Annotated in this window: 21 protein-coding genes and 1 pseudogene; 10 read left to right on the forward strand and 12 right to left on the reverse strand. The window is 69.8% G+C overall.

The features are described from left to right. Window positions 1-12: 12 nt before the first annotated feature. Together STRIP9103_RS42410 and STRIP9103_RS42415 are read right to left on the reverse strand one after the other, a co-directional pair. Window positions 13-2,028: a hypothetical protein gene (locus STRIP9103_RS42410; RefSeq protein WP_009340202.1), complete on the reverse strand. Its 2,016-nt coding sequence runs from the start codon at window positions 2,026-2,028 to the stop codon at window positions 13-15. Between the two features lie 113 nt (window positions 2,029-2,141). Beyond that, window positions 2,142-4,109, reverse strand: a complete 1,968-nt coding sequence (locus tag STRIP9103_RS42415) for an NHL repeat-containing protein (RefSeq protein ID WP_009340184.1) — start codon at window positions 4,107-4,109, stop codon at window positions 2,142-2,144. A 314-nt stretch (window positions 4,110-4,423) separates the two neighbouring features. On the opposite strand from STRIP9103_RS42415, the gene STRIP9103_RS42420 reads away from it, so the two are divergent. Continuing rightward, the gene (locus tag STRIP9103_RS42420; protein ID WP_234022435.1) at window positions 4,424-4,948 is read left to right on the forward strand and encodes a hypothetical protein; all 525 of its coding nucleotides are present in this window, start codon (window positions 4,424-4,426) and stop codon (window positions 4,946-4,948) included. 132 nt (window positions 4,949-5,080) lie between these two features. On the opposite strand, the gene STRIP9103_RS42425 is transcribed toward STRIP9103_RS42420, so the two are convergent. Next, window positions 5,081-6,067 (reverse strand): helix-turn-helix domain-containing protein, encoded by a 987-nt coding sequence (locus STRIP9103_RS42425; RefSeq protein ID WP_009340187.1) that lies wholly within the window; start codon window positions 6,065-6,067, stop codon window positions 5,081-5,083. A 44-nt stretch (window positions 6,068-6,111) separates the two neighbouring features. Here STRIP9103_RS42425 and STRIP9103_RS52585 point away from each other — a divergent pair, with 44 nt between their 5' ends. Beyond that, a complete protein-coding gene (locus STRIP9103_RS52585; protein ID WP_234022436.1) occupies window positions 6,112-6,414 on the forward strand; it encodes a DUF397 domain-containing protein in 303 nt (100 codons plus the stop codon). 39 nt (window positions 6,415-6,453) lie between these two features. Here STRIP9103_RS52585 and STRIP9103_RS45375 read toward each other — a convergent pair whose 3' ends face one another. Beyond that, window positions 6,454-7,467: a peptidoglycan-binding protein gene (locus STRIP9103_RS45375; RefSeq protein ID WP_063747372.1), complete on the reverse strand. Its 1,014-nt coding sequence runs from the start codon at window positions 7,465-7,467 to the stop codon at window positions 6,454-6,456. Window positions 7,468-7,646: 179 nt separating this feature from the next. On the opposite strand from STRIP9103_RS45375, the pseudogene STRIP9103_RS52590 reads away from it, so the two are divergent. Both STRIP9103_RS52590 and STRIP9103_RS42435 read left to right on the forward strand, forming a co-directional pair. Continuing rightward, window positions 7,647-7,889: pseudogene (locus tag STRIP9103_RS52590) on the forward strand (Uma2 family endonuclease); the annotation flags it as partial. Between the two features lie 51 nt (window positions 7,890-7,940). Beyond that, window positions 7,941-8,531, forward strand: a complete 591-nt coding sequence (locus tag STRIP9103_RS42435) for a Uma2 family endonuclease (protein ID WP_048822058.1) — start codon at window positions 7,941-7,943, stop codon at window positions 8,529-8,531. A 17-nt stretch (window positions 8,532-8,548) separates the two neighbouring features. Here STRIP9103_RS42435 and STRIP9103_RS50440 read toward each other — a convergent pair whose 3' ends face one another. Then, on the reverse strand, window positions 8,549-8,710 hold the full coding sequence (locus STRIP9103_RS50440; RefSeq protein WP_158696960.1) for a hypothetical protein: 162 nt from the start codon (window positions 8,708-8,710) through the stop codon (window positions 8,549-8,551). A gap of 281 nt (window positions 8,711-8,991) precedes the next feature. On the opposite strand from STRIP9103_RS50440, the gene STRIP9103_RS42440 reads away from it, so the two are divergent. The 3 genes from STRIP9103_RS42440 to STRIP9103_RS42450 all read left to right on the forward strand — a co-directional run bounded on the left by STRIP9103_RS42440 (window position 8,992) and on the right by STRIP9103_RS42450 (window position 12,367). Next, window positions 8,992-10,335 (forward strand): helix-turn-helix domain-containing protein, encoded by a 1,344-nt coding sequence (locus tag STRIP9103_RS42440; protein ID WP_009340197.1) that lies wholly within the window; start codon window positions 8,992-8,994, stop codon window positions 10,333-10,335. A gap of 185 nt (window positions 10,336-10,520) precedes the next feature. Then, complete coding sequence (locus STRIP9103_RS42445; protein WP_048822070.1) at window positions 10,521-11,579, forward strand: permease; 1,059 nt, start codon at window positions 10,521-10,523, stop codon at window positions 11,577-11,579. Beyond that, window positions 11,576-12,367, forward strand: a complete 792-nt coding sequence (locus STRIP9103_RS42450; RefSeq protein ID WP_009340208.1) for a TIGR03943 family putative permease subunit — start codon at window positions 11,576-11,578, stop codon at window positions 12,365-12,367. Before STRIP9103_RS42445 ends, STRIP9103_RS42450 begins: the two co-directional genes overlap by 4 nt. Window positions 12,368-12,383: 16 nt before the next feature. Here STRIP9103_RS42450 and STRIP9103_RS42455 read toward each other — a convergent pair whose 3' ends face one another. From STRIP9103_RS42455 to STRIP9103_RS42475, 5 genes are all read right to left on the reverse strand, one after another. Beyond that, window positions 12,384-13,226, reverse strand: a complete 843-nt coding sequence (locus tag STRIP9103_RS42455) for a hypothetical protein (RefSeq protein ID WP_009340192.1) — start codon at window positions 13,224-13,226, stop codon at window positions 12,384-12,386. Further along, on the reverse strand, window positions 13,223-13,843 hold the full coding sequence (locus STRIP9103_RS42460; RefSeq protein WP_009340206.1) for a SigE family RNA polymerase sigma factor: 621 nt from the start codon (window positions 13,841-13,843) through the stop codon (window positions 13,223-13,225). The genes STRIP9103_RS42455 and STRIP9103_RS42460 overlap by 4 nt, the downstream gene beginning before the upstream one ends. Beyond that, window positions 13,833-14,090 (reverse strand): hypothetical protein, encoded by a 258-nt coding sequence (locus tag STRIP9103_RS42465; protein ID WP_048822060.1) that lies wholly within the window; start codon window positions 14,088-14,090, stop codon window positions 13,833-13,835. Before STRIP9103_RS42465 ends, STRIP9103_RS42460 begins: the two co-directional genes overlap by 11 nt. 43 nt (window positions 14,091-14,133) lie before the next feature. Beyond that, window positions 14,134-14,697 (reverse strand): hypothetical protein, encoded by a 564-nt coding sequence (locus STRIP9103_RS42470; protein ID WP_009340199.1) that lies wholly within the window; start codon window positions 14,695-14,697, stop codon window positions 14,134-14,136. A gap of 166 nt (window positions 14,698-14,863) precedes the next feature. Next, window positions 14,864-15,817 carry a L,D-transpeptidase gene (locus STRIP9103_RS42475; RefSeq protein WP_009340191.1) on the reverse strand — a complete coding sequence of 318 codons (954 nt, stop codon included), beginning with the start codon at window positions 15,815-15,817 and terminating at the stop codon, window positions 14,864-14,866. Between the two features lie 231 nt (window positions 15,818-16,048). Here STRIP9103_RS42475 and STRIP9103_RS42480 point away from each other — a divergent pair, with 231 nt between their 5' ends. Both STRIP9103_RS42480 and STRIP9103_RS42485 read left to right on the forward strand, forming a co-directional pair. After that, window positions 16,049-16,552: a SigE family RNA polymerase sigma factor gene (locus tag STRIP9103_RS42480; protein WP_009340189.1), complete on the forward strand. Its 504-nt coding sequence runs from the start codon at window positions 16,049-16,051 to the stop codon at window positions 16,550-16,552. After that, complete coding sequence (locus STRIP9103_RS42485; RefSeq protein ID WP_009340193.1) at window positions 16,542-17,333, forward strand: L,D-transpeptidase; 792 nt, start codon at window positions 16,542-16,544, stop codon at window positions 17,331-17,333. Before STRIP9103_RS42480 ends, STRIP9103_RS42485 begins: the two co-directional genes overlap by 11 nt. Window positions 17,334-17,359: 26 nt before the next feature. Here the strand turns inward: STRIP9103_RS42485 and STRIP9103_RS42490 are convergent, their stop codons facing one another. Continuing rightward, window positions 17,360-17,833 (reverse strand): hypothetical protein, encoded by a 474-nt coding sequence (locus STRIP9103_RS42490; RefSeq protein WP_048822065.1) that lies wholly within the window; start codon window positions 17,831-17,833, stop codon window positions 17,360-17,362. A gap of 85 nt (window positions 17,834-17,918) precedes the next feature. Further along, on the reverse strand, window positions 17,919-19,169 hold the full coding sequence (locus STRIP9103_RS42495; RefSeq protein ID WP_009340201.1) for a hypothetical protein: 1,251 nt from the start codon (window positions 19,167-19,169) through the stop codon (window positions 17,919-17,921). 304 nt (window positions 19,170-19,473) lie between these two features. Between STRIP9103_RS42495 and STRIP9103_RS42500 the strand changes: the two genes are divergently transcribed. Further along, on the forward strand, window positions 19,474-20,382 hold the full coding sequence (locus tag STRIP9103_RS42500) for a hypothetical protein (RefSeq protein WP_009340195.1): 909 nt from the start codon (window positions 19,474-19,476) through the stop codon (window positions 20,380-20,382). The last annotated feature ends 91 nt before the right edge of the window (window positions 20,383-20,473 follow it).

Here is a 20,473-nt window from a genome sequence, read left to right on the forward strand (position 1 = left end):
GCTGCCCGGGGGCTAGCTGGTGAAGATGAAGTACTTCCAGGCGCTGTGCGTCGTCGTGTTCACGTTGTCGCCGGACGTCGTGTCGATGTACGAGGCGCGGATGCGGAAGCGGATGCCCTTGCTCGGGGTGCCGGTGAGCTCGGCCGCGCCGATGCCGTCGGACTCCAGGGGGAGGTACTCCGTGCCGGTGGTGCGCCAGGCGCCGTCGTAGTAGGCCTGGACCTGGAGCCGGTAGTCGCGGCCCGGGTAGTAGGTCATCCGGGTCGTGAACAGGGGGTCCACGGACTGGTGGAAGTAGTAGTACGTGTGGTTCCAGGCGTACGCGGTCTTGTAGTGACGGCTCGGGGTCGTCGAGACCTTCACCTTCGTGTAGACCTTGCTCGTCGCCGTCTTCGGCGCGTAGCGCGCGTCGCCCGCGAACTTCGCCGTGAGCTTGGTGTCACGGGTCAGGTCGAGGGTGACGGACAGGTTCCCGGAGGAGTTGACCGTGCCGGACTTGACCAGCTTGTTCGGCTTGTCGGAGCCGTAGGGGTCGGCCCAGATCTCGACCGTGCGGTTCTTGTACGTCGTACCGAGGTGGGCCGTGAACGTCACGTCCGCCCCGTACGAGTACACGTTGGCGTTCTTGTTGAGCGTCAGCGTGGTCGTGGCGCGCGAGACCTGGACCGTGTCGGACGCGGAGGCCGGCTCGTGCGTGGCGTCGCCCGCGTAGGAGACGGTGTACTTCACCGAACCACCGGCGGGCGGAGTGTCCTTGAAGGAGTACGAGCCGTCCGCCGCGACCGTGACCGGGGCGAGCGCCTTGCCCGACGGGGACTCCAGGTCGGTGCGGGTGACCGTGAGGGTGGTACCGGAGGCGAAGGCCGCGTCCGAGGTGAGCTTGCCGGTGACGGTCAGGGACTGGGCGCGGGTGGCCGTCGCGGGCGCGTTCACCGTGAGCGTGGTCGGGGACGGGGCCGGAGGCGGCGGCGGGGCCTCGGCGCCCAGGTCGCGCAGCGCGTAGCCGCCCGTGCTCACCGCGACCACCGCGAACAGGTGCGACTCGTCCGGCGTGAAGGCCAGGCCGCCGGGCGTGAGGACGCCGGCGTCGCCGGAGCCCTCAGCCGTGTTGGTGAAGTCGTACACGTGGGTGGCCGTGGTCGTGCCCGGCTCGTAGGTCCACACGTCCGGCTCGTACGCGCCGTCGATGCCCGCGGCGACCGTGCCGTCGGGGGCGATGTCTACGGCGTTGGGGTACGCGTCGGTCGGGTACTTGCCGTCCGGTGTCAGGTCCGAGGTCTTGTACACCTGGTGGAAATACGGGGCACCGCTGGCCACGACGAGCTGGGAGCCGTCGGGGGTGAGGGCGAGGTCGCGCAGGTTGCTCGCCACGTAGTCGCTGGTGTTGGGGCCGCCGGCCGTCTTCGTCGCCGTACCGGACGACACGTCGTAGACGGCGAGGCTGATCGGGCTCATGCCCTCGATGCCCGCCGCCAGCGTGTTGGGGGCACCGGGGGTCGAGGCCAGGGTCGGGGCCGCGTACCAGCCGCGGTCCTGCCCCAGCGTGACCACCGGATCGGCGCCGGACACGTCCAGCGAGCCGATGTTGCCCTGGGCCGCGGCGCCGTAGCCGAACCACAGCTTGCCGCCCGCCCACGCGGGGTACTGCGGGTCGGTGCCCTCCCCCGTCGGGTACCGCTTGGCCTCGGTGACCGTCGCCGTGTCGATGGCCACGATCGAGTCGTCGCCCGGCACCGCCGCGTAGAGCGTGCCGGAGTCGGGGGACAGCTCCAGGCCCTTGGCGCCGGGCAACGAGGCCACGGTGCCGACGACCTGGCCGGCGTAGTCGGTGGCCACGACCTGCCCGCCGGTCGGGTCGGAGACGAAGACCCGCTGGTGCACGCCGTCCACGACGATGTCGCCGGACGACTGCACCGGCAGGGGCGTACTGGTGTCGGCCGCGGCGGGCGTGGCCGAGCCGACCGCGAGCGCGGCCGAGCTGAAGAGGACGGCCAGAGCGGTGGCCGCCGGAAGGGTGCGTTTGCGCACGGTGTTCCCTAACTCCCGATCAGGGCGGGACTTGTTGATGAATCGGGGCGTGGGGGGTGGCTGGCTGGAGAGGGGGGTGGCCGGCCGGGGAACGGCTGTCCGGTGAGGGGCGGCTAGCTGGTGAAGATGAAGTACTTCCAGCCGCCGTACGTCGTCGTGTTGACGTTGTCGCCCGACGTCGTGTCGTGGTACTCGGAGCGGACCCGGAAGCGGATGTTCGTGGTCGGGGTGCCCGTCAGGGTGACGTCGGAGCGGCCCGCCGTGCCCAGGGGGAAGTAGTCCGAACCCGCGCTGTGCCAGGAGCCCTGGTAGTAGGCCTGGAGCACCATGCGCTGCTTGCGGCCGGGGTAGTACGTCATCGCGGTCTTCATGACCGGATCCACGGACTTGCGGATGTAGTAGTACTTGTGGCCCCACGCCGACTGGGTCTTGTAGTAGCCGCCGATCGTCGTGGACACCCTGACCTTGGTGTAGACGGTGTTCGTGACCGTCCTCGGCTTGTAGCGCGCGTCGCCCGCGAACTTCACCGACAGCTTGGTGTCGCGCTTCATGTCGAGGGTGACGGACAGGTTGCCCGAGGAGTTCACCGTCCCGGACTTCACCAGCGTCCTCGGCTTGTCGGAGCCGTACGGGTCGGCCCAGATCTCCAGCTTGCGGTTCTTGTACGTCGTACCGAGGTGGGCCGTGAACGTGACGTCCGCGCCGTACGCGTAGACGTTGCGGTTCTTGTTGAGCGTCAGCGTGGGCGTGGCGCGCGAGACCTCGACGGTGTCCGAGGCGGAGACGGCCGTGTGGTCGGCGTCGCCCGCGTACGACACCTTGTACGTCACCTTGCCGCCGGCCGGCGGGGTGTCCGTGAAGGAGAACGTGCCGCCGGTGCCCAGGGTCTTGGTGCCGAGCGACTTGCCGCTCGGGGACTCCATGTCGGTGCGCGTGACCGTCAGCGGTGTGCCGGCGGGCAGGGGCAGGGCCGAGGTGAGCTTGCCGGAGACGGTGAGCGGCTTGGCGCGGGTGGCGGTCGACGGGGCGTTGACCGTGAGGGTGCCGACGTACTTGCGGGGCTCGTCGACGACGTGGAACGACGTGATGTGGGATGAGGACGTCAGGACGAACAGCTTCCCGCCGTCGGGCGCCCACACCGCGCCATGCTTGTTCCACAGCGTGGAACCGTGCAGGTCGCGGACGCTGGCGGGCTGGTCCGCGCCCCTCGTGAAGACGTAGGTGTCGCCGGTGTCGTCCCAGTCGTCGATGGTCGCCGCGACTGTGCCGTCCGGGGCGATGCTGACGCCGAGCGGCTCGTTCGGCACCGGGAACGTACGCGTCTGCTCCAGGTCGGAGAGCCGGTACTCGGTGAGCGCGCGGTTGCCGGGGCCGGCCATCACCAGGTGGGTGCCGTCCGGGGTGAGGGCCGCGTCGTTGGGGAAGCCGCCCTTGTCGGCGGAGACCCGGATCACGGGCGTACCGGAGGAGATGTCGTAGACGATGACCGGACCGGAGCTGATGCCCGCGTCGAGCGCGACGAGCGTGCCCGGGTTGTCCGGGTCGGCGTACAGCATCGGCGGGCTGGCGTAGTCGTGGCCCCCGGCGAGGTCCAGCGTCACCGTCGGCGTCTCGGCGGTCACGTCGACCGCGCCGAGCCCCGAGTCCCACTGGTCGCCGTACGCGAACCACAGCTTGCCCTCGGCGTACGCCAGCCGGGACGGCATCGTCTTCGCGCCGGTCGCGTACTCGGCCTTCTGCGTCCCCGTCGCCGTGTCGATGGCGACGATCTTGTCGGCGCCGTACACCGCCGCGTACAGCGTGCTGTTGTCCGGGCTGAGTTCGAGGTCCCTGACCTGCGGCAGTCCGGTGATCTGGCCGACGATCACACCCGCGTACGTGGTGACGACGATCTTGTCGTTGTAGCGGTCGCTGATGAACAGCCGCTGGTGCGTGCCGTCCACGACCGTGTCGGCCGGCTCCGAGACCGCGAGGGGCCTGCTGCTGTCGGCGGACGCCGGTACGGCCGTGCCCACGGTGAGCGCGGCCGAGCTGAAGAGGACCGCCAGCGCGGTGGCGGCCGGAAGAGTGCGGATACGCACGGTTTTTCGAACCCCCCGGTTGCGAAAACGCAAGAGAAAAGCAAGAAAGCAAAAGAAAAGCAAGAAAGCGTCGCAGGGGCCTGAACGGCCTCCCGACGAATGTGCGAAGACTAAGTGATGGCTCTGACAGGAGGGTCACAGGGGGGTGCTCGACGGTGCGGATTGCTCCGGGCCGCCCGCCCCCGCCGGTTGCTCCGGGCCGCCCGTTCCCGCCGCAAGAAGCGTGAAAGGTTTTCTCCAGGTCCGTCGTGTGACCTGGGAGACGTGCGGGAGTTACCCGTACGGCATCCCAATCCGAAGGAGATCCTGTGTCCTTGACGCACCGCACGGTTCTCGGCGCAGCCGGCGCCGCTCTGTCCCTCGCCGGTGTCCTCGGCAGCGCGGTCACCGCCGAGGCGGCGGACAGTACCCGGTACAGCACGCACAAGGCGGCGGTGGCGGCGCTGACGAAGGGCGGCATGTCCTTCAAGATCGTGTCCAGCGGCAACTGCAACCTGCACAAGAAGGGCTACAAGAGCTGTACCTCGCTCGACGAGGTGCGCAAGGCGAGCATCACCGGCATCCGCGCCTTCAAGTCCAAGAGCAAGTGCGCCATCACGATCACGGGCGGCACCGAGGACGGCCACGCCGGTGGCACCACGTCCAAGGGCAAGACGCACTGGATGGGCTGGAAGCTGGACATCTCGCCGACGAGCTGTGTGAACAAGTACGTGACGACCAAGTTCAAGTACGCCGGCAAGCGCGGTGACGGCGCCAAGCTCTACAAGTCGCCCAGCGGCAACATCTACGCCCGCGAGAGCAACCACTGGGACATCCTCTTCAACAAGGCCGCGGCCTGACGTACGACACGGCCGCCGTCTGAGCGTCTGAGGGTTCGGCGGCGGCCGGACACCTGCGGCACCCCGGGGGATGCCGCAGGTGTCCGAGCCCGGCGGCTCAGGCGTCCGGGTTGAACTGCGCGAGGCCGGCGCTCAGCCCCCGAGTTGATCCGGGGCGATGGCGTGGTGCCGGTAGTCCTTGGGAGGTAAGCCATAGGCGCTACGGAACGCCCGGCTGAAGTCGGCGGCTCGCGGGAAACCCCAGCGAGAGGCAATCGCGTGGATGGGAGTGCCGCGTAGCGTGGGGTCGGCCAGATCGCGGCGGGCGTTCGTCAGACGTTGCTCGCGGATCCAGGACGAGACGGTGATGCCCTCTCCCTGGAAGAGGCGGTGCAGGTAGCTGACGGAGATGTGGTGGGCGGCGGCGATGGCCGGCGGGGTCAGTTGGGGATCTTGGAGGTGCCGGCGGATGAATGCCTGGATCCGCAGGACCAGGGCTCGCCGGGCGCTGTCGTGCGCGCTGCTGTCGTCCGCGTCGAGGTGATGGGCGAACAGCGCGGTCAGCAGTTCGAGGAGTGCCGCCTCCAGCCGTGGACCGTCGGACGAGCGGTAGGAGTGGGTGTCGTGGGTCAGTTGCAGGAGGAATCCCGACAGCAGCGCCCCGACTCCCTTCCGGCCTGGTAATCGTCGGGTGAGGATCCGGTCCATCCAGGGAGCGGGCAGCGGAAACCCGGCCTTGGGCACGTCGGCCCCGATCAGGCACACCGATGGGCTGCCGAGGAGACGAAGGTGAAAGGGTCGGGAGGAGTCCAGGACGTGCATGTCGAAGGGGCCGTGGACGGCTTCCCGGCCGGCCTGGGCCACTTCGTTTCCGCCGCTGACCGGCAGAATCAGTGTGTAGACCCCAGGATCGGACCGCCGGGCGAGTTCCGGTGTGCGCCGGATGGTCGCCGGGTCCACGACTGTGGACCACACGCGTGAGCCACCGAGCCTGAGCAAGCGTGTCTCCGCCCGGAAGCCGTTCCCCTGGTCACTGCGGGAGTCGAGAGGGGAGAAGTCTCTGCCCAGCCGTTTGCGCCAGGCATCGAGGCGGTCGGTCGAGGGGACGTCGTCGCTCCGGAACACCTTCTCGATCAGCATCTCCACTCCTCATCCGATGCACGAGTTCCTGAACGGCATGCCTCTTGCCTCCTGACCGGACCAGGGCAGGAGTACACCAGCCACCCATACACATCTGGTCACTGCACTGGCCGTCGGTCCGGGTTCGAGTCCCCTTCGGAAAACGCGAACCCACGGCCTTTGGCGATCGCCCCGTCCTGCTCCAGCTCCGAGATGGGAAGTCGTCGTACAGCGGGAGCAACGGCGGCGAATGCGTCGAAGTAGCCCCCCTGCCCCCCCACATAGCCATCCGCGACTCCAAGAACCCGGCGGCCGGTGCCTTCGCCGTCACCCCGGAGGCGTTCTCCGCCTTCGTCAGCTCGTTGTAGCGGGCGACGAAGGCGGAGAGCGACTCACTGGTCAGCGGGTCAGTTGACGACCGTCAGCGACTTCGGCCAGCCGTTCTTGTCCAGCACCTTGAACAGGCTCTTGATGTCGTTGGGGTGCAGCTTGATGCAACCGTTGGACTTGTAGTCGTTGACGCCGTCCCAGCGCCGCGCCTCGGTGGAGCCCTGGCCACCGCTGCTGGTCATCTCGCTGTGGATGAACAGCTCGGTGCGCAGGGTCCCCTTGCCGTTGTTGCAGCGCTTGTCGGCGAGGCGGATCGCGTAGCCCTTGACCAGGCTGCCGTTGTAGTTCCTCCAGTGCCCGCCGATGCTGTAGGTGGCGGTGGGCAGCCAGCCCTTGGCCGTGGTGCACTCGTTCGTCATGGTGCCGGAGCCCGCGCGGTAGCTGGCGATCACCTTGCCGCCCTTGAGGACGTAGAGCTTCGAGTTGGTCACGGTGCCCTTGTCGAACTTCAGGGTCACCGGGCCGGAACCGCCGCCGCTGCTGCCGCCGCCCCTGACGAGGGCGGCCCAGGTGTTGGGCCCGGCGATGCCGTCGGCCTTGAGGCCCTTGGCCTTCTGGAAGGCCCGGACCTTCTCGGCGGTACGGGTACCGAAGGCGCCGTCGGCGTTGGTGGCGTAGCCGTTGTCGGTCAGCTGGAGCTGGAGTGCCTTGACGGCGTTGCCCTTGGAGCCGGTCTTGACGGTGAGGATGAGCTTGGACCAGGTGTTGGCGCCGACGATGCCGTCCGCCCTGAGGCCCTTGGCCTTCTGGAAGGACTTGACCTTGGCGGCGGTGCCGGAGCCGAAGACGCCGTCGGCCTTGAGGCTGTAGCCCCGGTGGATCAGCAGCAGCTGCACCGTCTTCACGTCGGTGCCACGCTGACCCGACTTCACCGTCGGCCAGGACGCTGCCGCGGCGGCGTTCGTGGCCGTGGCCGGCTGCGCCTCGGCGGTGTCGAGCGGAGCGGTCGCGGTGATGCCGACCGCCAGGGCGGCGCTGAGGGCAGCGGCGGCGGCGATGTGACGTCGCACGGGCAGGTTTGTAGTGCTCATGACAGTCCCCCGATTTGTTCGGTTCGAAGCCGGATTCATGGAAGTGAGCGAGCTTCGATCGTCGACCAGAGAGCCACGATCGTCAGCAGGAGACGCCAGAGGCCTGGGTTCGGTTCCGTGAAATTCCGTCGCTGGTAAGGCGGTTGGCGTTCTGGAAGGCAGAGCTGCTTTTCAGGGGCTTGAGGAGCAGGTGTGCGCGACGCGGTCGTGACGCCCGCCGGCGCCGCTCGCCCCGCACGGCCGACCGCGATCGCGAGAGGAAGATCCACTGCTACGCCCGCGCGGGCATTCCCGTCCACCTGCTGATCGATCGGGGGAAGGGCGAGGTGACGGTGTACTCCGCCCCGTCGGGTGACGCGTACTCCCGAAGGGCGAAGCGTAGGCTGGGCGCGAAAGTGCCGCTGACCACCCCTCTCGGTTTCGAGCTGGACACGGCGGACCTTGGGCACGTGGGAGACCGAGGAGACGGCTGTATGACCAGGCAGGCCATCTACCGGCACTTGCGCGAACTTCGCGGGCACTTCACGCCACCGCCCGGCTTCACATACCCGGAGATCACCGACGGTACGTTCGTCATGATGATGAGCCCGCGGCCTCGCCATCAGGTCACGGCCAAGGACGTCACAAGGCAGCTGGAACCCCAGCTTCCCGAAGGGTATTTCGCGTTCGAGGCCACCGACACCGATGACGAGAACCTCGGCAAGCTGAGGATTCCCGACATCCTCGTCACCTCACGTGAAGCAATGCTGACCGACGATCCGCTCGACCCCCGCGAGATCCTCCTCGCCGTCGAGATCGTGTCCCCCTCCAACCCCGACAACGACTACAAGAACAAGACCTGCGACTACCCCGCCATGGGCATCCCCCACTACCTGATCGTCGATCCGCGCGACGGTACCTGGACGTATCAGTGGGAGATCGGCAGGCGTGACGGCCGGCCCGCGTACGAGAACCGGCTGCATCTGCCGTACGGGAAGACCGTCACCGTCGCGACCGAGCTGGGCACATGGACGATCGAGACCGGTGACCTGCCCCGGTACAGCGCCAAGGACATGATGAGCTGAGCCGGCGGAAGCCGGGATCAGCGCGGGAAGGCGTTGGCCAGCGTCATCAGCGCGGCCACCGCCACCAGTGCGGCGGTGAGGGGGCGGGCGTGGCGGGTGAGCAGGTCTCGGATCATGGGGACCTCGCAGCGGCTACGGCGACAGCGGGGGCGGCTGTCGACAGTGGCTGATTCGCTCATCAGGCGACAGTGGCTGGTTGGCTCGGTGAGCGACGGCGCCTGATCGGTTCGGTAAGCAGTGGTGGCTGATCGGCTCAGTGAGCAGTAGTGGCTGATCGGCTCAGTGAGCAGTAGTGGCTCATCGGCTCAGTGAGCGACGGTGGCTGATTGGCTCATTAAGCGCACTTAACGCGTTGCTTAACGTAAGGCTTTGGCCTACCAACGGCAAGAGCATGGTGGGGAGTTGGGGGTAAAGCGGCTGACGTAAGCACGCTTACTGGCATGCTTACGTCATGGCAGGTATGGCCGAACGTGACGACCCCGAGGTCATCGGGCGCAGAGTGCAGCAACTGCGGACGGAACGCGGCCTCACACAGCGGCAGTTGGCCGAACCCGCGTACACCCCGGCGTACATCTCCACGCTGGAGGCCGGCCGCGTCCGCGCCTCCGAACCCGCGCTGCGGCATATCGCCGACCGGCTCGGCATCGGTTATGAGGAACTGGCCACCGGCCGCCCCGCGGGTTTCGCCACCGAGCTGCGGCTCCGTCTGACCGGCGCCCAGCGCACCCTCGCGACCGGCGCCACCGAGGCCGCCGCCGAGGGGTTCTGCTCCGTGCTCGCCGAAGCCGACGAGCACGGGCTGATGGCCGAACAGGCCGACGCCCTCCTCGGGCTGGGCGAGTGCGCGCTGGAGACCGGCGACCTGGAGACCGCCCGGCTCCGCTTCGAGCAGGCCGAACAGCGGCTCGGCGACGCCCCGCTCCCGGCCCGCGTCCCCGCTCTGCGCGGACGCGCCGTCGCCCACTACCTCGCCGGTGAACTCCGCTACTCCTGCTACCTCTTCGAGTCCACCCTCGACGAGCTCAACCGCACCGGCATGCACGACCCCGACGCGTTGCTGCTCCTCTACACCGGCGTCATCGCGCCCTACATGGACATGGGCGCACACGCCCGCGCCGCCCAGGCCGCCGAGCTGGCCCTCGCCCTGGCCCCGCAGTCCGGCGACCCCGCCCTCGTGGCCCGTATGCACCGCTCCGTCGCCCGCACGATGATCGCCGAGGGCCGTATCGCCGAGGCCGACGCCTCCCTCGCCAAGGCCTCCGAGCTCTACCGCCAGCTCCAGATCCGCACCGAGCTCGCCAACTGCCACTGGATGCGCGGCTACCTCCACGCCCAGAACGGCGACTACAAACGCGCCGAGGACGAACTCCGCGAAGCCCGCCGCATGCTCTCCGCCAAACGCGCCGCCCTCTACACCAGCCAGGTCGCCGTCGAACTCGCCGACGTCCTGCACCGCCGGGGCAAGTCCGACGAGGCCGCCGAGCTGCTCCAGGAGGTCCTCACCGACCTCCACTCCGAACGCGGCGCCCTCCACTCCGCCGCCGCCCACCGCCTCCTCGGCATCATCGCCGAGGACGGACAGGACAAGGACGCCGCCGAGGAGCACTACGTACGGGCGCTGAGCCTGCTGGAACGCGCGGGCGCCGCCGGCGACCTCGCCGACCTGTGCCGTCTGCTGGGCGACCTGTACCGGCGTACGGGACGCGTGGAGGCAGCGCTGGACGCGTACCGGACGGGACTCGGGCACCGCACGGCCCCCGGCACCACCACCCTGGGCCCGGCCCCCGCACAGCCCCCTCTCTGACTTTTCCACAGCTGTGCACAGCGTTGTCGCCTAGCCTCCGGGCGGTGGAGAAGGCGGTGGAGAAGGCGGTGGAGAAGGCGGTGGAGGGACAGAGGAGCAGCGGGCTGAGGAGTCCGTCGAGGGGCACGGAACGGATCACGGAGCGGATCACGGAGCCGATCACGGAGCGGATCACGGACGGCAGCCTGGCGCCGGGCCCGGAAGGGGCCACGTCCCCGTCCGCGACGTGGCGCGTCCTTGACGGTGTGCGGCTCGGCGTGCGCGTGCTCGTCCACGTCGTACTCGGTGGCCTCGCCCTGGTCGCCATCGCCACCGTCCTCTCCGTTCTCGGGCCGCTCGTCGCGCTCGATCTCGCGACCCCCGCGATGGCCGCCTGGTGGACGGTCTTCACGGCGGTCGTCGTGCAGGGTGTGCCCTTTCTGCTGCTGGGCACGCTCGTGTCGGCGGGGATCGGGGCCTTCGTGCCCGAGCGGGTCTTCAGCCGGTTGCTGCCCCGCAACCCCGCGCTCGCCGTTCCCGTCGCGGGCGCGGCCGGTGTCGTACTGCCGGGGTGCGAGTGCGCGTCCGTGCCGGTGGCCGGGAGCCTGATGCGGCGCGGGGTGGCCCCGGCCGCCGCCCTCGCCTTCCTCCTCTCCGCCCCCGCCATCAACCCGGTCGTCCTGGTCGCCACCTCCGTCGCCTTCCCGGGCCGGCCGTCGATGGTGCTCGGCCGGCTCGTCGCCTCCCTCGGCACGGCCGTGGTGATGGGGTGGCTGTGGGCGCGGTTCGGGAAGGAGGAGTGGTTGCGGCTGCCGAGGCGGAGGACGGGGACGGCCGCGCAGGGCGGCGAGGGCTCCCGGGGTTCCCGTTGGGGCGCCTTCGCCGCCGGGCTTCAGCATGACTTCCTGCACGCAGGCGGCTTCCTCGTCCTCGGCGCGGCGGCTGCGGCCACCTTCAACATCGTCGTACCGAGGTCGCTGCTGGACGTCTTCACCGGCTCCGTGTGGCTGTCCGTGCTCCTCCTCGCCGCCCTCGCCGTCGTGCTGTGCGTGTGCAGCAAGGCGGACGCCTTCGTCGCCGCGTCGCTGAGCGGCTTCTCGCCGACGGCGCGGCTGGCGTTCATGGTGGTCGGTCCGATGGTCGACCTGAAACTCATCGCGCTCCAGGCGGGGACCTTCGGCCGCGCGTTCGCGCTCCGCTTCTCCGCCGTGACCTGGGTGGTGGCCGTGACCGGCAGCATGCTCGTGGGGTGGTGGCTGCTGTGAGGCGCTACGGCCCCACCGTCCTCCTACTCCTCTCCGCCGCCGCGATCCTGCGTATCTCCCTCTTCAGCGGGCTGTATCTGCGGTACGTGCAACCGGGGCTCAGGCCGTTCCTGATCGCTTCCGGGGTGCTGCTGGCGGTGCTGGGCGTCGCGGCGGGGGTGCGGGCGCTGCGGGCGGACGACCACGAGGACGACGGCGAGGGTGACGGTGGTCACGACCACGAGGACGACCACGAGGGTGATGATGGTCACGACCACGACCACGGCCCCGCCGGCCCCCGCGTCGCCTGGCTGCTCGCCGTCCCCGCCCTCGCCCTCCTCCTCTTCCCACCCCCGGCCCTCGGCTCGTACAGCGCGGAGCAGCAGGCGGCGGAGTACGCGGCGCGGGGCGTCGGTACGTTCGACCCGTTGCCGAAGGGGGACCCGGTCGAGCTGACCCTCGGTGAGTTCAGCTCGCGGGCGATCTACGACAGCCGGCGGTCACTGAAGGGCCGTACGGTCCGCATGACCGGCTTCGTCACGCAGGAAAAGCAGGACAAGCAGGACAAGGGCGAGGACGGGACCTGGTACCTCACCCGCCTCCTCGTCTCCTGCTGTGCCGCCGACGCCAGCCCCTACAAGGTCGAGATCCGCGGCGCCGACGTCCCGCCCGCCGAAGCCTGGGTCACCGTCACCGGCACCTGGCACCCCGAGGGAAAGCTCGGCTCCGAGGAGGCCTGGCCGCCCGTACTGGACGCCGAGTCGGTGAAACGGGTGGCGGAGCCGGAGAACCCGTACGAGAAACGGTGACCGTCGGCGGGCGCGCTCACATGCTGAAGTCCATCTCCGCGATCACCTTCCCGGTGGCGTCGTAGACCGTGACCTTCCGCACCGGGTCCTTGAAGTCGAGGGAGCGCGCCAGAGCCTCCGGCACCTTCACATGGGCGGCGTAGACCCCCCAACTGGTGTTGCCCTTCAGCCGCAGCACCGTGCCGTTGATGGTCTCGCCGTCATAGGCCGTCACCTCGACGCGGGTGGCCGCGGAGTGGACGCCGTAGAAGAGGCCGTGGACGGTGTAGCCGCCGGTGGCGGAGCCCGAGCCCTGCATGGAGACACCCGGCTCGCTGGTGTCGAGGTTGCCGTCGACCACGCTGCGGAACTCCTCGATACCGGGCACACCCGGCTCCGGGTCCGGATCCCGCCAGTGCTTGCCGTCCGCCGTCAGCCACAGCTTGGTACCGCCTTCGACGGTCACCCGTTCGCCCGGCGTGACGACCCGCACCTTCCCGGCGGGCGGGGAGGGGCTGGGGGAGGACGAGGGTGATGGCGACGGCGAGGGAGTCGCGCTGCCGCTCATGGCCGGCGGCGCCATGGGCTGGACGGACGAGGAGGGCCCGTCGGGGCGGAAGGCCAGCACGACGAGGGGGAGCAGCAGCAGTCCGCAGCCGGTACTCACCATGGCGGCCCGGCGACGTACCCGGCGCCGCCGTCCGTCACGTTCGATCGCCTCCAGCGGCACGGGCGGCGGCGTGAAGTCGTACGCGGCCTCGGCGAACGCATGGCGCAGCCGCCGCCCCGTGTCGTCGATCTCGACGACCTCGTCGAGGTCGTCTACCTCGACGGATTCGGCGGCGATGCCCTCGTCACCGGTTCCGGTGGGGTGGTTCATGGGCGGGCTCCGGGGACGGGCGAGTGTGGCGACGGGGCGAACGGGGAAGCGGAGGCGGGACGACGACCACCGCCGGACCGGCCGGACGAGCCGTCCTCGCCCGGCGCGGCGGCGAACACCGGATGGGCGCGCAGGGCCGTGAGCCCGCGCCGGACATGGGTCTTGACGGTCCCGAGCGAGCAGCCGAGCAGTTCGGCGATCTCGCTCTCGCTGAGGTCCTCCCAGAACCGGAGCACCAGCACGGACCGCTGCCGCGCGGACAGCCCGGCCAACGCCTGGGTGACGGCGGCCCGTTGGGCGACGGAGTCGGCGTGCCCGGCCTGCGGCTCGTGCACCCGCTCCGGCAGGAACGGCGTCAGCAGATGGGCCACGCGTCTCTTGCGTACGCGGCTGATGTTGTTGTTGACCAGCGACCGCCGTACGTAGAAGTCGACGTCGTCACGCGGTATGCGCCGCCAACGGGCGTACACCTTCGCCAGTGTGGTCTGCACGAGATCCTCGGCCTCGTGGAAGTCACCGGTCAGCATGTGCGCGGTGCGCACCAGTCGGGGCCAGGCCGCGGTGGCGTACGCGGCGAAGTCGCCACCCTCTGGCGATCCGGGTTTCTCATGCGGCACGGACGACGATCCTCGGGTCGGGAACGTGGGGGTACGGGATGTACGAGATCAGCGGGTCGTACGAGATCAGCAGGTCGTACGAGGTGAGCGGGTCGCACGACGTGTGCGGGCCTGCGGCGCAGGCGTACGACGTGCGCAGGCGTACGGTGTGCGCAGGCGTACGGCGTGTGTAGGCGTACGGCGTGTGTAGGGCGTACGACGTGCGCAGGGCGTTCGGCGTGTGCCGTGCGGGCGAGGGGTCGGTCAAGCCCCTTGCCCGCACGGACACTTCCGTACCTACGCCGGGCCGGTCAGCTCAGCGGCAGCTGCGCGTAGACGCGGCCCTTGGTGTCGTACACCGTGACGGCGCGGAGGAAGTCCTCCCCGTTGTCCCCCGCGGGCAGCGGAGCGGTGGCGTACCACACACCCCAACCCGGCTTCCCGGCCAGCTCGATCAGCTTGCCGCGCACCGGCCCCCTGCTCGTGTCGATCACGACGCGGGAGGCGGTGCCCTTGCCACCGTAGTAGAGGCCGGAGAGGTAGTAGGTCCCCTCGAAGCCGCCCGCCTGCAGCGACACCCCGGGCCGGCTCAGGTCGACGTTGCCGTCGACGACACTCCGGAACTGCTCGAAGTCCGGCAGGTCCGGTTCCACCCAGTGCTTGCCCTCGGCGGTGAGCCAGAGCTCGAAGCCGGGCGCGGCGACGACGTGCTCACCCGGCTTGACGATGCGCGGAGTCGGCGCCTTCTTGGCGGTCACGGCCGCCGCCACCGTCTCCGTGCCGTGCGCCGTCTCCCCCCGCGAGACGGCGTACGACATCGTCGGCGCCCCCGCCAGCAGCGTGGTCAGCGCTGCCGCGGCGACGAGCTTGTGCATCCGTGCCATGTTCATGAACGGACAACCCCCATAGCTGTGTTGGTCTTTCACCCGTCCAAACCCGGAAGAGGGGCGGGACGGATGACACTTGTGCCGAACAATTTCCACGACTTCCGAGCGCCCCTTTTGGTTGCCCTTTTGGGTGCTTTCCATCGCCTTCGTCGTGTCACGTCAGGGCGCTGCCCGCCACCCACCGCTCCCAGCCGAGGTTCCAGTCGCCGTACCCGTTCCCCACGGCCACGGTCTCCTTCGACCCGACGACCTTCACCACGTCCCCCGGGATGACCTGGTCGTAGAACCGCTTGGCCGTCCCGTCGTCGGCGAGCCCCACGCACCCGTGGGTGACGTTCCGCCGACCGGCGTACGTGTTCGCCTTGGGATTCTCGTGCAGATAGGTGCCGGAGGCGGTGAGGTGGACGGCGTACGAGTACCAGTCCGCGTACGAGTCGCCGTAGCCGACCGTGCGGGAGTCCATGAACACCCGGCGCTGCTTGTCGGAGACGACCATCGTGCCGTTCCAGGTGTCCATGCCGGGCGCGCCCGCGGTGACCGGGACGCGTTCGGTCGAGCCGTCCTTCACGACGGTCATGGTGTGCTCGCGTACGTCGACCGTGGCGATCAGCGAACGCCCGATGGTGAAGTGCCGGGTGATGCCGGCGCCGACCCGCACGGTCACCTTCGTACCGGGCTTCCAGTAGGAGCGGGGCCGGAAGTCGACGCGCCGCCCCTCCCCGAGACCGCGGTCCTCGATCCAGCTCCAGGCCCCTTCGACACCGGGGTCGGTGGTGACCTTCAACTGCCGCTCGACATCGTCCCGTTCGGCCTCCGGTATGACGTGGTCGAAGGTGACGGAGATGGGCATGCCGACGCCGACGGTCTGCCCCTCGACGATGTTGACCTTCGCTCCGTCAAGGTTCTTCAAGGCGGGCGGGGTCGGCGTCGGGCTGGGCACGGGCTTGCGCTCCACCACCTCGGCGTCGACCCGGGCCTCGCCCTCGGGTCGCCGGCTGGGCCCTTCGTCCCGCACCCCCTCCGCGCTGCCGGAGCACCCGGCGAGCGCGAGCGCGACCGTGCAGACGGCCGTGGCGGCCAGGGCGCGGGCGAGACGACGGCGCCCCACTCCGCCGGCCCTCCCGCTGTCCCTCCGGCCGCCTCTGTTCCCCGTGTTCATGGTCATCCCCCTGCGATGTGTTTCGATGGTCGGCGTGCGTACGGGACCTGTACGCACGACGGGGGCGACGGGGTTGCACCGGAATCCAAAAGGATCCGGAGGGACAGGCATCCGGACCTACGGGGGCCGGACGGACACGCGTCCGGACCCATCGGGATCCGGACCGACGGCGGCGGGGGCATGACCGAGGAAGAGTTCGACGCGTTCTACGCCTCCGCGTTCCCCCGGCTGGCCGGCCAGCTCTACGCCTTCACCGGAGACCACGGGGAGGCACAGGACGTGGTGCAGGAGGCGTTCGTACGGGCCTGGGACCGGCGGCGGGAGTTCCTCGCGGAGGGGGCGCCCGAGGCATGGATCCGCACCGTGGCGATGCGGCTCGCGGTGAGCCGCTGGCGCCGGGCGCGGCGTTGGCTGGAGCTGGTGCGCGGGACCCCGCCGCCGGAACACGCGCCGGGGCCCGATCCCGAACGGGCGGTGCTGGTGGCGGCGTTACGGAGGCTGCCGGAGGCGCAGCGGATGGCGGTCGTGCTGCACCATCTGTGCGATTTGAGTGTGGAGCAGGTAGCCTCCGAGACCGGTGCCCCGGTGGGTACCGTCAAGGCCCGGCTGTCCCGAGGCCGCGCGGCACTGGCCCGTGAACTGGCCCCCCGCGAGGGTGAGAAGGAGGACGACCGTGTCCGATGAACTCACCCAGCGGCTGCGGGAGTTGGCGGAGACCGCGGCGACACCCCCACCCGTCACCGGCGCCGAGGTCCGAGCGACAGCGGTACGCCGCCGGCGACGCCGCCATACGACCGCGACGGTGGCCGGAGCCTGCGCGGCGGCGACCCTGGCCGTGTTCCTCACCCTGCACCTCACGCCCGACGGCACGGAGCACCGCCGGTCGCCGTCCGCGAGCCTCGCCCCGACCCCGACCCCCACGCGGGCCGCCCCCGACGCCACGGTCGATCTGGCCCACCGCGTCCTGACCGTCGCCGGCCGCGAACTGCCCTTCACCGCCGGCACCCCGAGAACCCCCACGCCCACGGGCCGTATGACGGTGTCGGCCAAGATCATGTCGAAGGTGGTCTCCGCCGAGACGACCGGCTTCACCGACGACTACGACCTCAAACTCCCCTGGGTCCTGGAACTGACCCCGACGACCCTTGACCCGAACGAGGACAACGCCACCGAGGACAACGCCACCGAGGGCAACCCCACTGGAGACACCGCCTCCGGAGGCGACACCCGCGAAGCCGAGCCCACCGGACGTGACGCGACCGCCACCTACATCGCCGCCATCCCCTACAACGACGAGGCCCCCGGCAACTACGACGTCACCACCGGCTGGATCGGCCTGCGCCCCACCGACGCCGAATGGCTCTACGCCCAACTCACCGAAGGCGCGGTCGTGGACATCCAGGGCCCGGTCCCGACACCGACCCCGTTCCCCTCAAGTTCCGAACCGACGAGGTCCGGTTCCTGAGGGAAACGGGGCGGTGGCTTTGCTCGTCAGCCCTCCGGGCGCATCGCCGACCCCGGTGTGGTGCGCGGCAGGCGCGGGGTGCGCATGGCCACGGTGAGGCGGCCGGAGGCCCAGGCGGACAGGACGTAGGCGGACGGCAGTTGCAGGGTGAGCATCGACAGGCCCGCCACCACGAAGGGCATGTCCACCGCATCCTTCAGCCCATAGGGCACGGATACGGCGAACACGGCCAGCAGCAGCGTCAGGGTGTAGATGGTGGAGTCGGTGACGATCACCTGCCAGCGGGGCAGCGCCGAGCGCATCCTGCGGGTCACCGTCAGCGCCAGGAACACGGTGGGCAGGAAAGCCGCCTGGTAGGCAGGGAACAGGAGCATGTCCCCCCACTTCGGCATCGACCCGGAGGCCACCGTCCACACCGATCCCATCAGCCCGCCGACGGCCGCCGATCCGGCGGTGACGATCGCCGCGTAGCCGGCGGCGCTGCGCCAGGGAGTGAACATACGTGCCTCCTGTCCCCCGAGCCGACGGTCACCGGCCCACGCCCATTCTCCCACCGGGCCCTGGGCCACCGGCATCCGCGTCGGCTCAGTAGCCGCCGCTGTTCCCGATCGTCCCCCGCTCGCACATCGGCTGGGACAGGCACAGCAGGTTGCTCATCTTCGACTGGTGCACGACCTTCGTGCTGTGCTTGGTGTTGCTGGTGTAGCCGAAGAGGTACATCTCGTGGTCCGGGGCCTTGCGGTACTTGCCGGAGACGTAGAAGTCACCGTTGCGGGCCAGCCGCGCGTCGTACGTGACGCCGATGCCCGCCCGCTTGACGCCGGTCTTGGGGCAGAACGGGTCGGTGGCCTCGATCGTGCCGCGCACGGCACGGGTCTTGCCGTCGAACCGCGTCATCGTCCTGAAGTCGATCTTCTTCGTGGACGCCTTCCTCTTCTCCACGAACTTGCCGGTCTTGGCGTTGTAGACCTTCGTCCAGCCGGTCTGCGGGTACAGCTCGTACTGCGACTTGGTCCAGTACACGACCCCCCGGACCCCGGCGCGGAACGACGTACCGGACACCGCCTTCGAGAAGCCGCGGTTGTCACCGGCGTACTTGTACCCGGTCGTGTACTTGCAGCCGGACACGCTGCCGAGCTTCTTCGGTACGGTCGCCCACTTCTGCCGGATGAAGGAACGCCAGGTCACCACGGTCTTGGTGTACTTCTTCGCCTTCGTCTCGATCTGGGAGGCGGTCGCGGCGAGCGTCTCGGGGCTGTCGTTCTTCGGCACGGTGGCCGTCAGACCCCAGGTGTGGCCCAGCCCGTCCGCCACGCCGAAGATCTTGTACTCGGCCTGGCTGCCCGCGGTGACACCGGTGTCGCGCAGGCTGTGGGCGGCGGTGTCGGCGATCTTCACGCCGTTGCGGTAGACCGTGTAGCTGGATGCGCCGAGGTCGGGCCAGGACAGATCGACGAACTTCGACGAGGCGGCCCACGCGGCGCGTTCGGCCTTGTTCGGCGAGGAGGCGAGGGTGATGTCGGCGATCACCCGCTGCTCGCCGGCGGTCAGGATCTGACTGTCGGCCGCCTCCCCGATGTACGTCGTACCGGCCGTGACCTGGTTCTTCACCGAGGCCGACGACGAATTCGAGGACGCCGTGGCGCTCTTGGACGATGTCGTCCCGAACACGCCGCTGTCGGCGTCGAGGACGAACACCGCCTTCGACGACGTCGACGCGGCGACGGAAGCGGTGCCGGCGCCGGACGCCGTTCCGGCGGACGCGGTCCCGGCGAACAACGCCAGCGGCAGGACTGTCAGCGCGACGGCCTGCGGTATGCGGGCGAGGGTGGGCATACGAAGTTCTCCCCGTGAGGTCGGTCTGATGCGTCGCGGTAAGTGGTCAGGAGCGTTCCGCGATACGGAAGTGACCTTACGCAGGGGAAGCGGACCGGCGATATTGTCCATTCGGGCAGGTAGGTGGCGAGTACAAGTAGGCGGGGCCGGGCAAGGCGGGGCGGTGCGCCGAGCCGACGCAAGGCGGCGCGCCGGGGGCGGCGGAAAACCTGTGCGGCTCACCCGTACGTCTCCCGTCCGGTGGTGGCCGTGCCCCCGTGATGCTGGCGTGGAGCCAAACGCCATGCTCTCGGGAGGCTCCGCCATGCGTCGTCCGTACCGTGTTCTCGCCCAGCTCATGGGTGCCGGAGTCCTCATGGGGGCGACGGCCTGCACGTTGCAGGAGCAGGAGCGTCCGCGCGGCTTCCCCGAGGCCGCCACCGTGGAGGAGACCACGGCCTCCGCCTCACCGACCGCCACCGCCCTCACCGACGCCCGCGCCCGCAGCGCCCTGCTCCGTGAGGGCGACCTCGGCGACACCTGGACAGGCACCCAGGGCGCGGCCACCTGGCGGGACGGCCTGCTCAAGGGCCGGACCGACCCCCCTGGGTGCCAGAAACTCCTCGACACGTTCTACGCCGAGGACCTGCTCGGCGAACCCAAGGGCGGTACGGCCGTCACCGGCTTCGACGACGACGAGTACGGCGCCCAACTCCGCTACCAGGTGGGCGCGTACAACGGGGCCGACGTGGACGCCCGCCTCACCCACTTCCGTCAACTTGCCGAGCAATGCCAGGCGTTCACCATCACCGGGCTGCAAGGTCAGGAATACGGCGCCCAGATCACCCCCGTCGACCTCCCCGACGACCTCGGCGACGCCGGCCAGGCGCTCCGGCTCACCATCAGGGGCGACATCGACGGCGGCGACGGCACCCTCACCCTCGACCTCGCCACCGTACGCGTCGGCGACACCGCCGCCCTCCTCACCCACGGCGGCCTCCACGGCATCGACGACACCGCCACCAGAAACGCGGCCCGCGCGGGCGCCGAGCGCCTCCGGCAGGTGCTGGGCGCGGAGGAAGACAGGAGCGAGGAGGAAGGAGGCGCGAGCGCGGAGGAAGACGAGGACCAGGAAGAAGGGGGCGCGAGCGCGGAAGAGAGCGGGGAGAGCGAGGAAAGCGGGGATGGCGAGGAAGCCGGGAGCGGGGAGAGCGAGGAAGAAGAAAGCGGGTGAGCGGGGTGAGGCCCCCGGCGGGCCCTCGGCCATGGTCGCCGCGTCTCCTTCAGGGCCGGCGTGACGGCGTACCGCACATCACTGGAACGGG

Origin of the sequence: Streptomyces ipomoeae 91-03 (assembly GCF_000317595.1) — a bacterium.
GTDB lineage: Bacteria > Actinomycetota > Actinomycetes > Streptomycetales > Streptomycetaceae > Streptomyces > Streptomyces ipomoeae.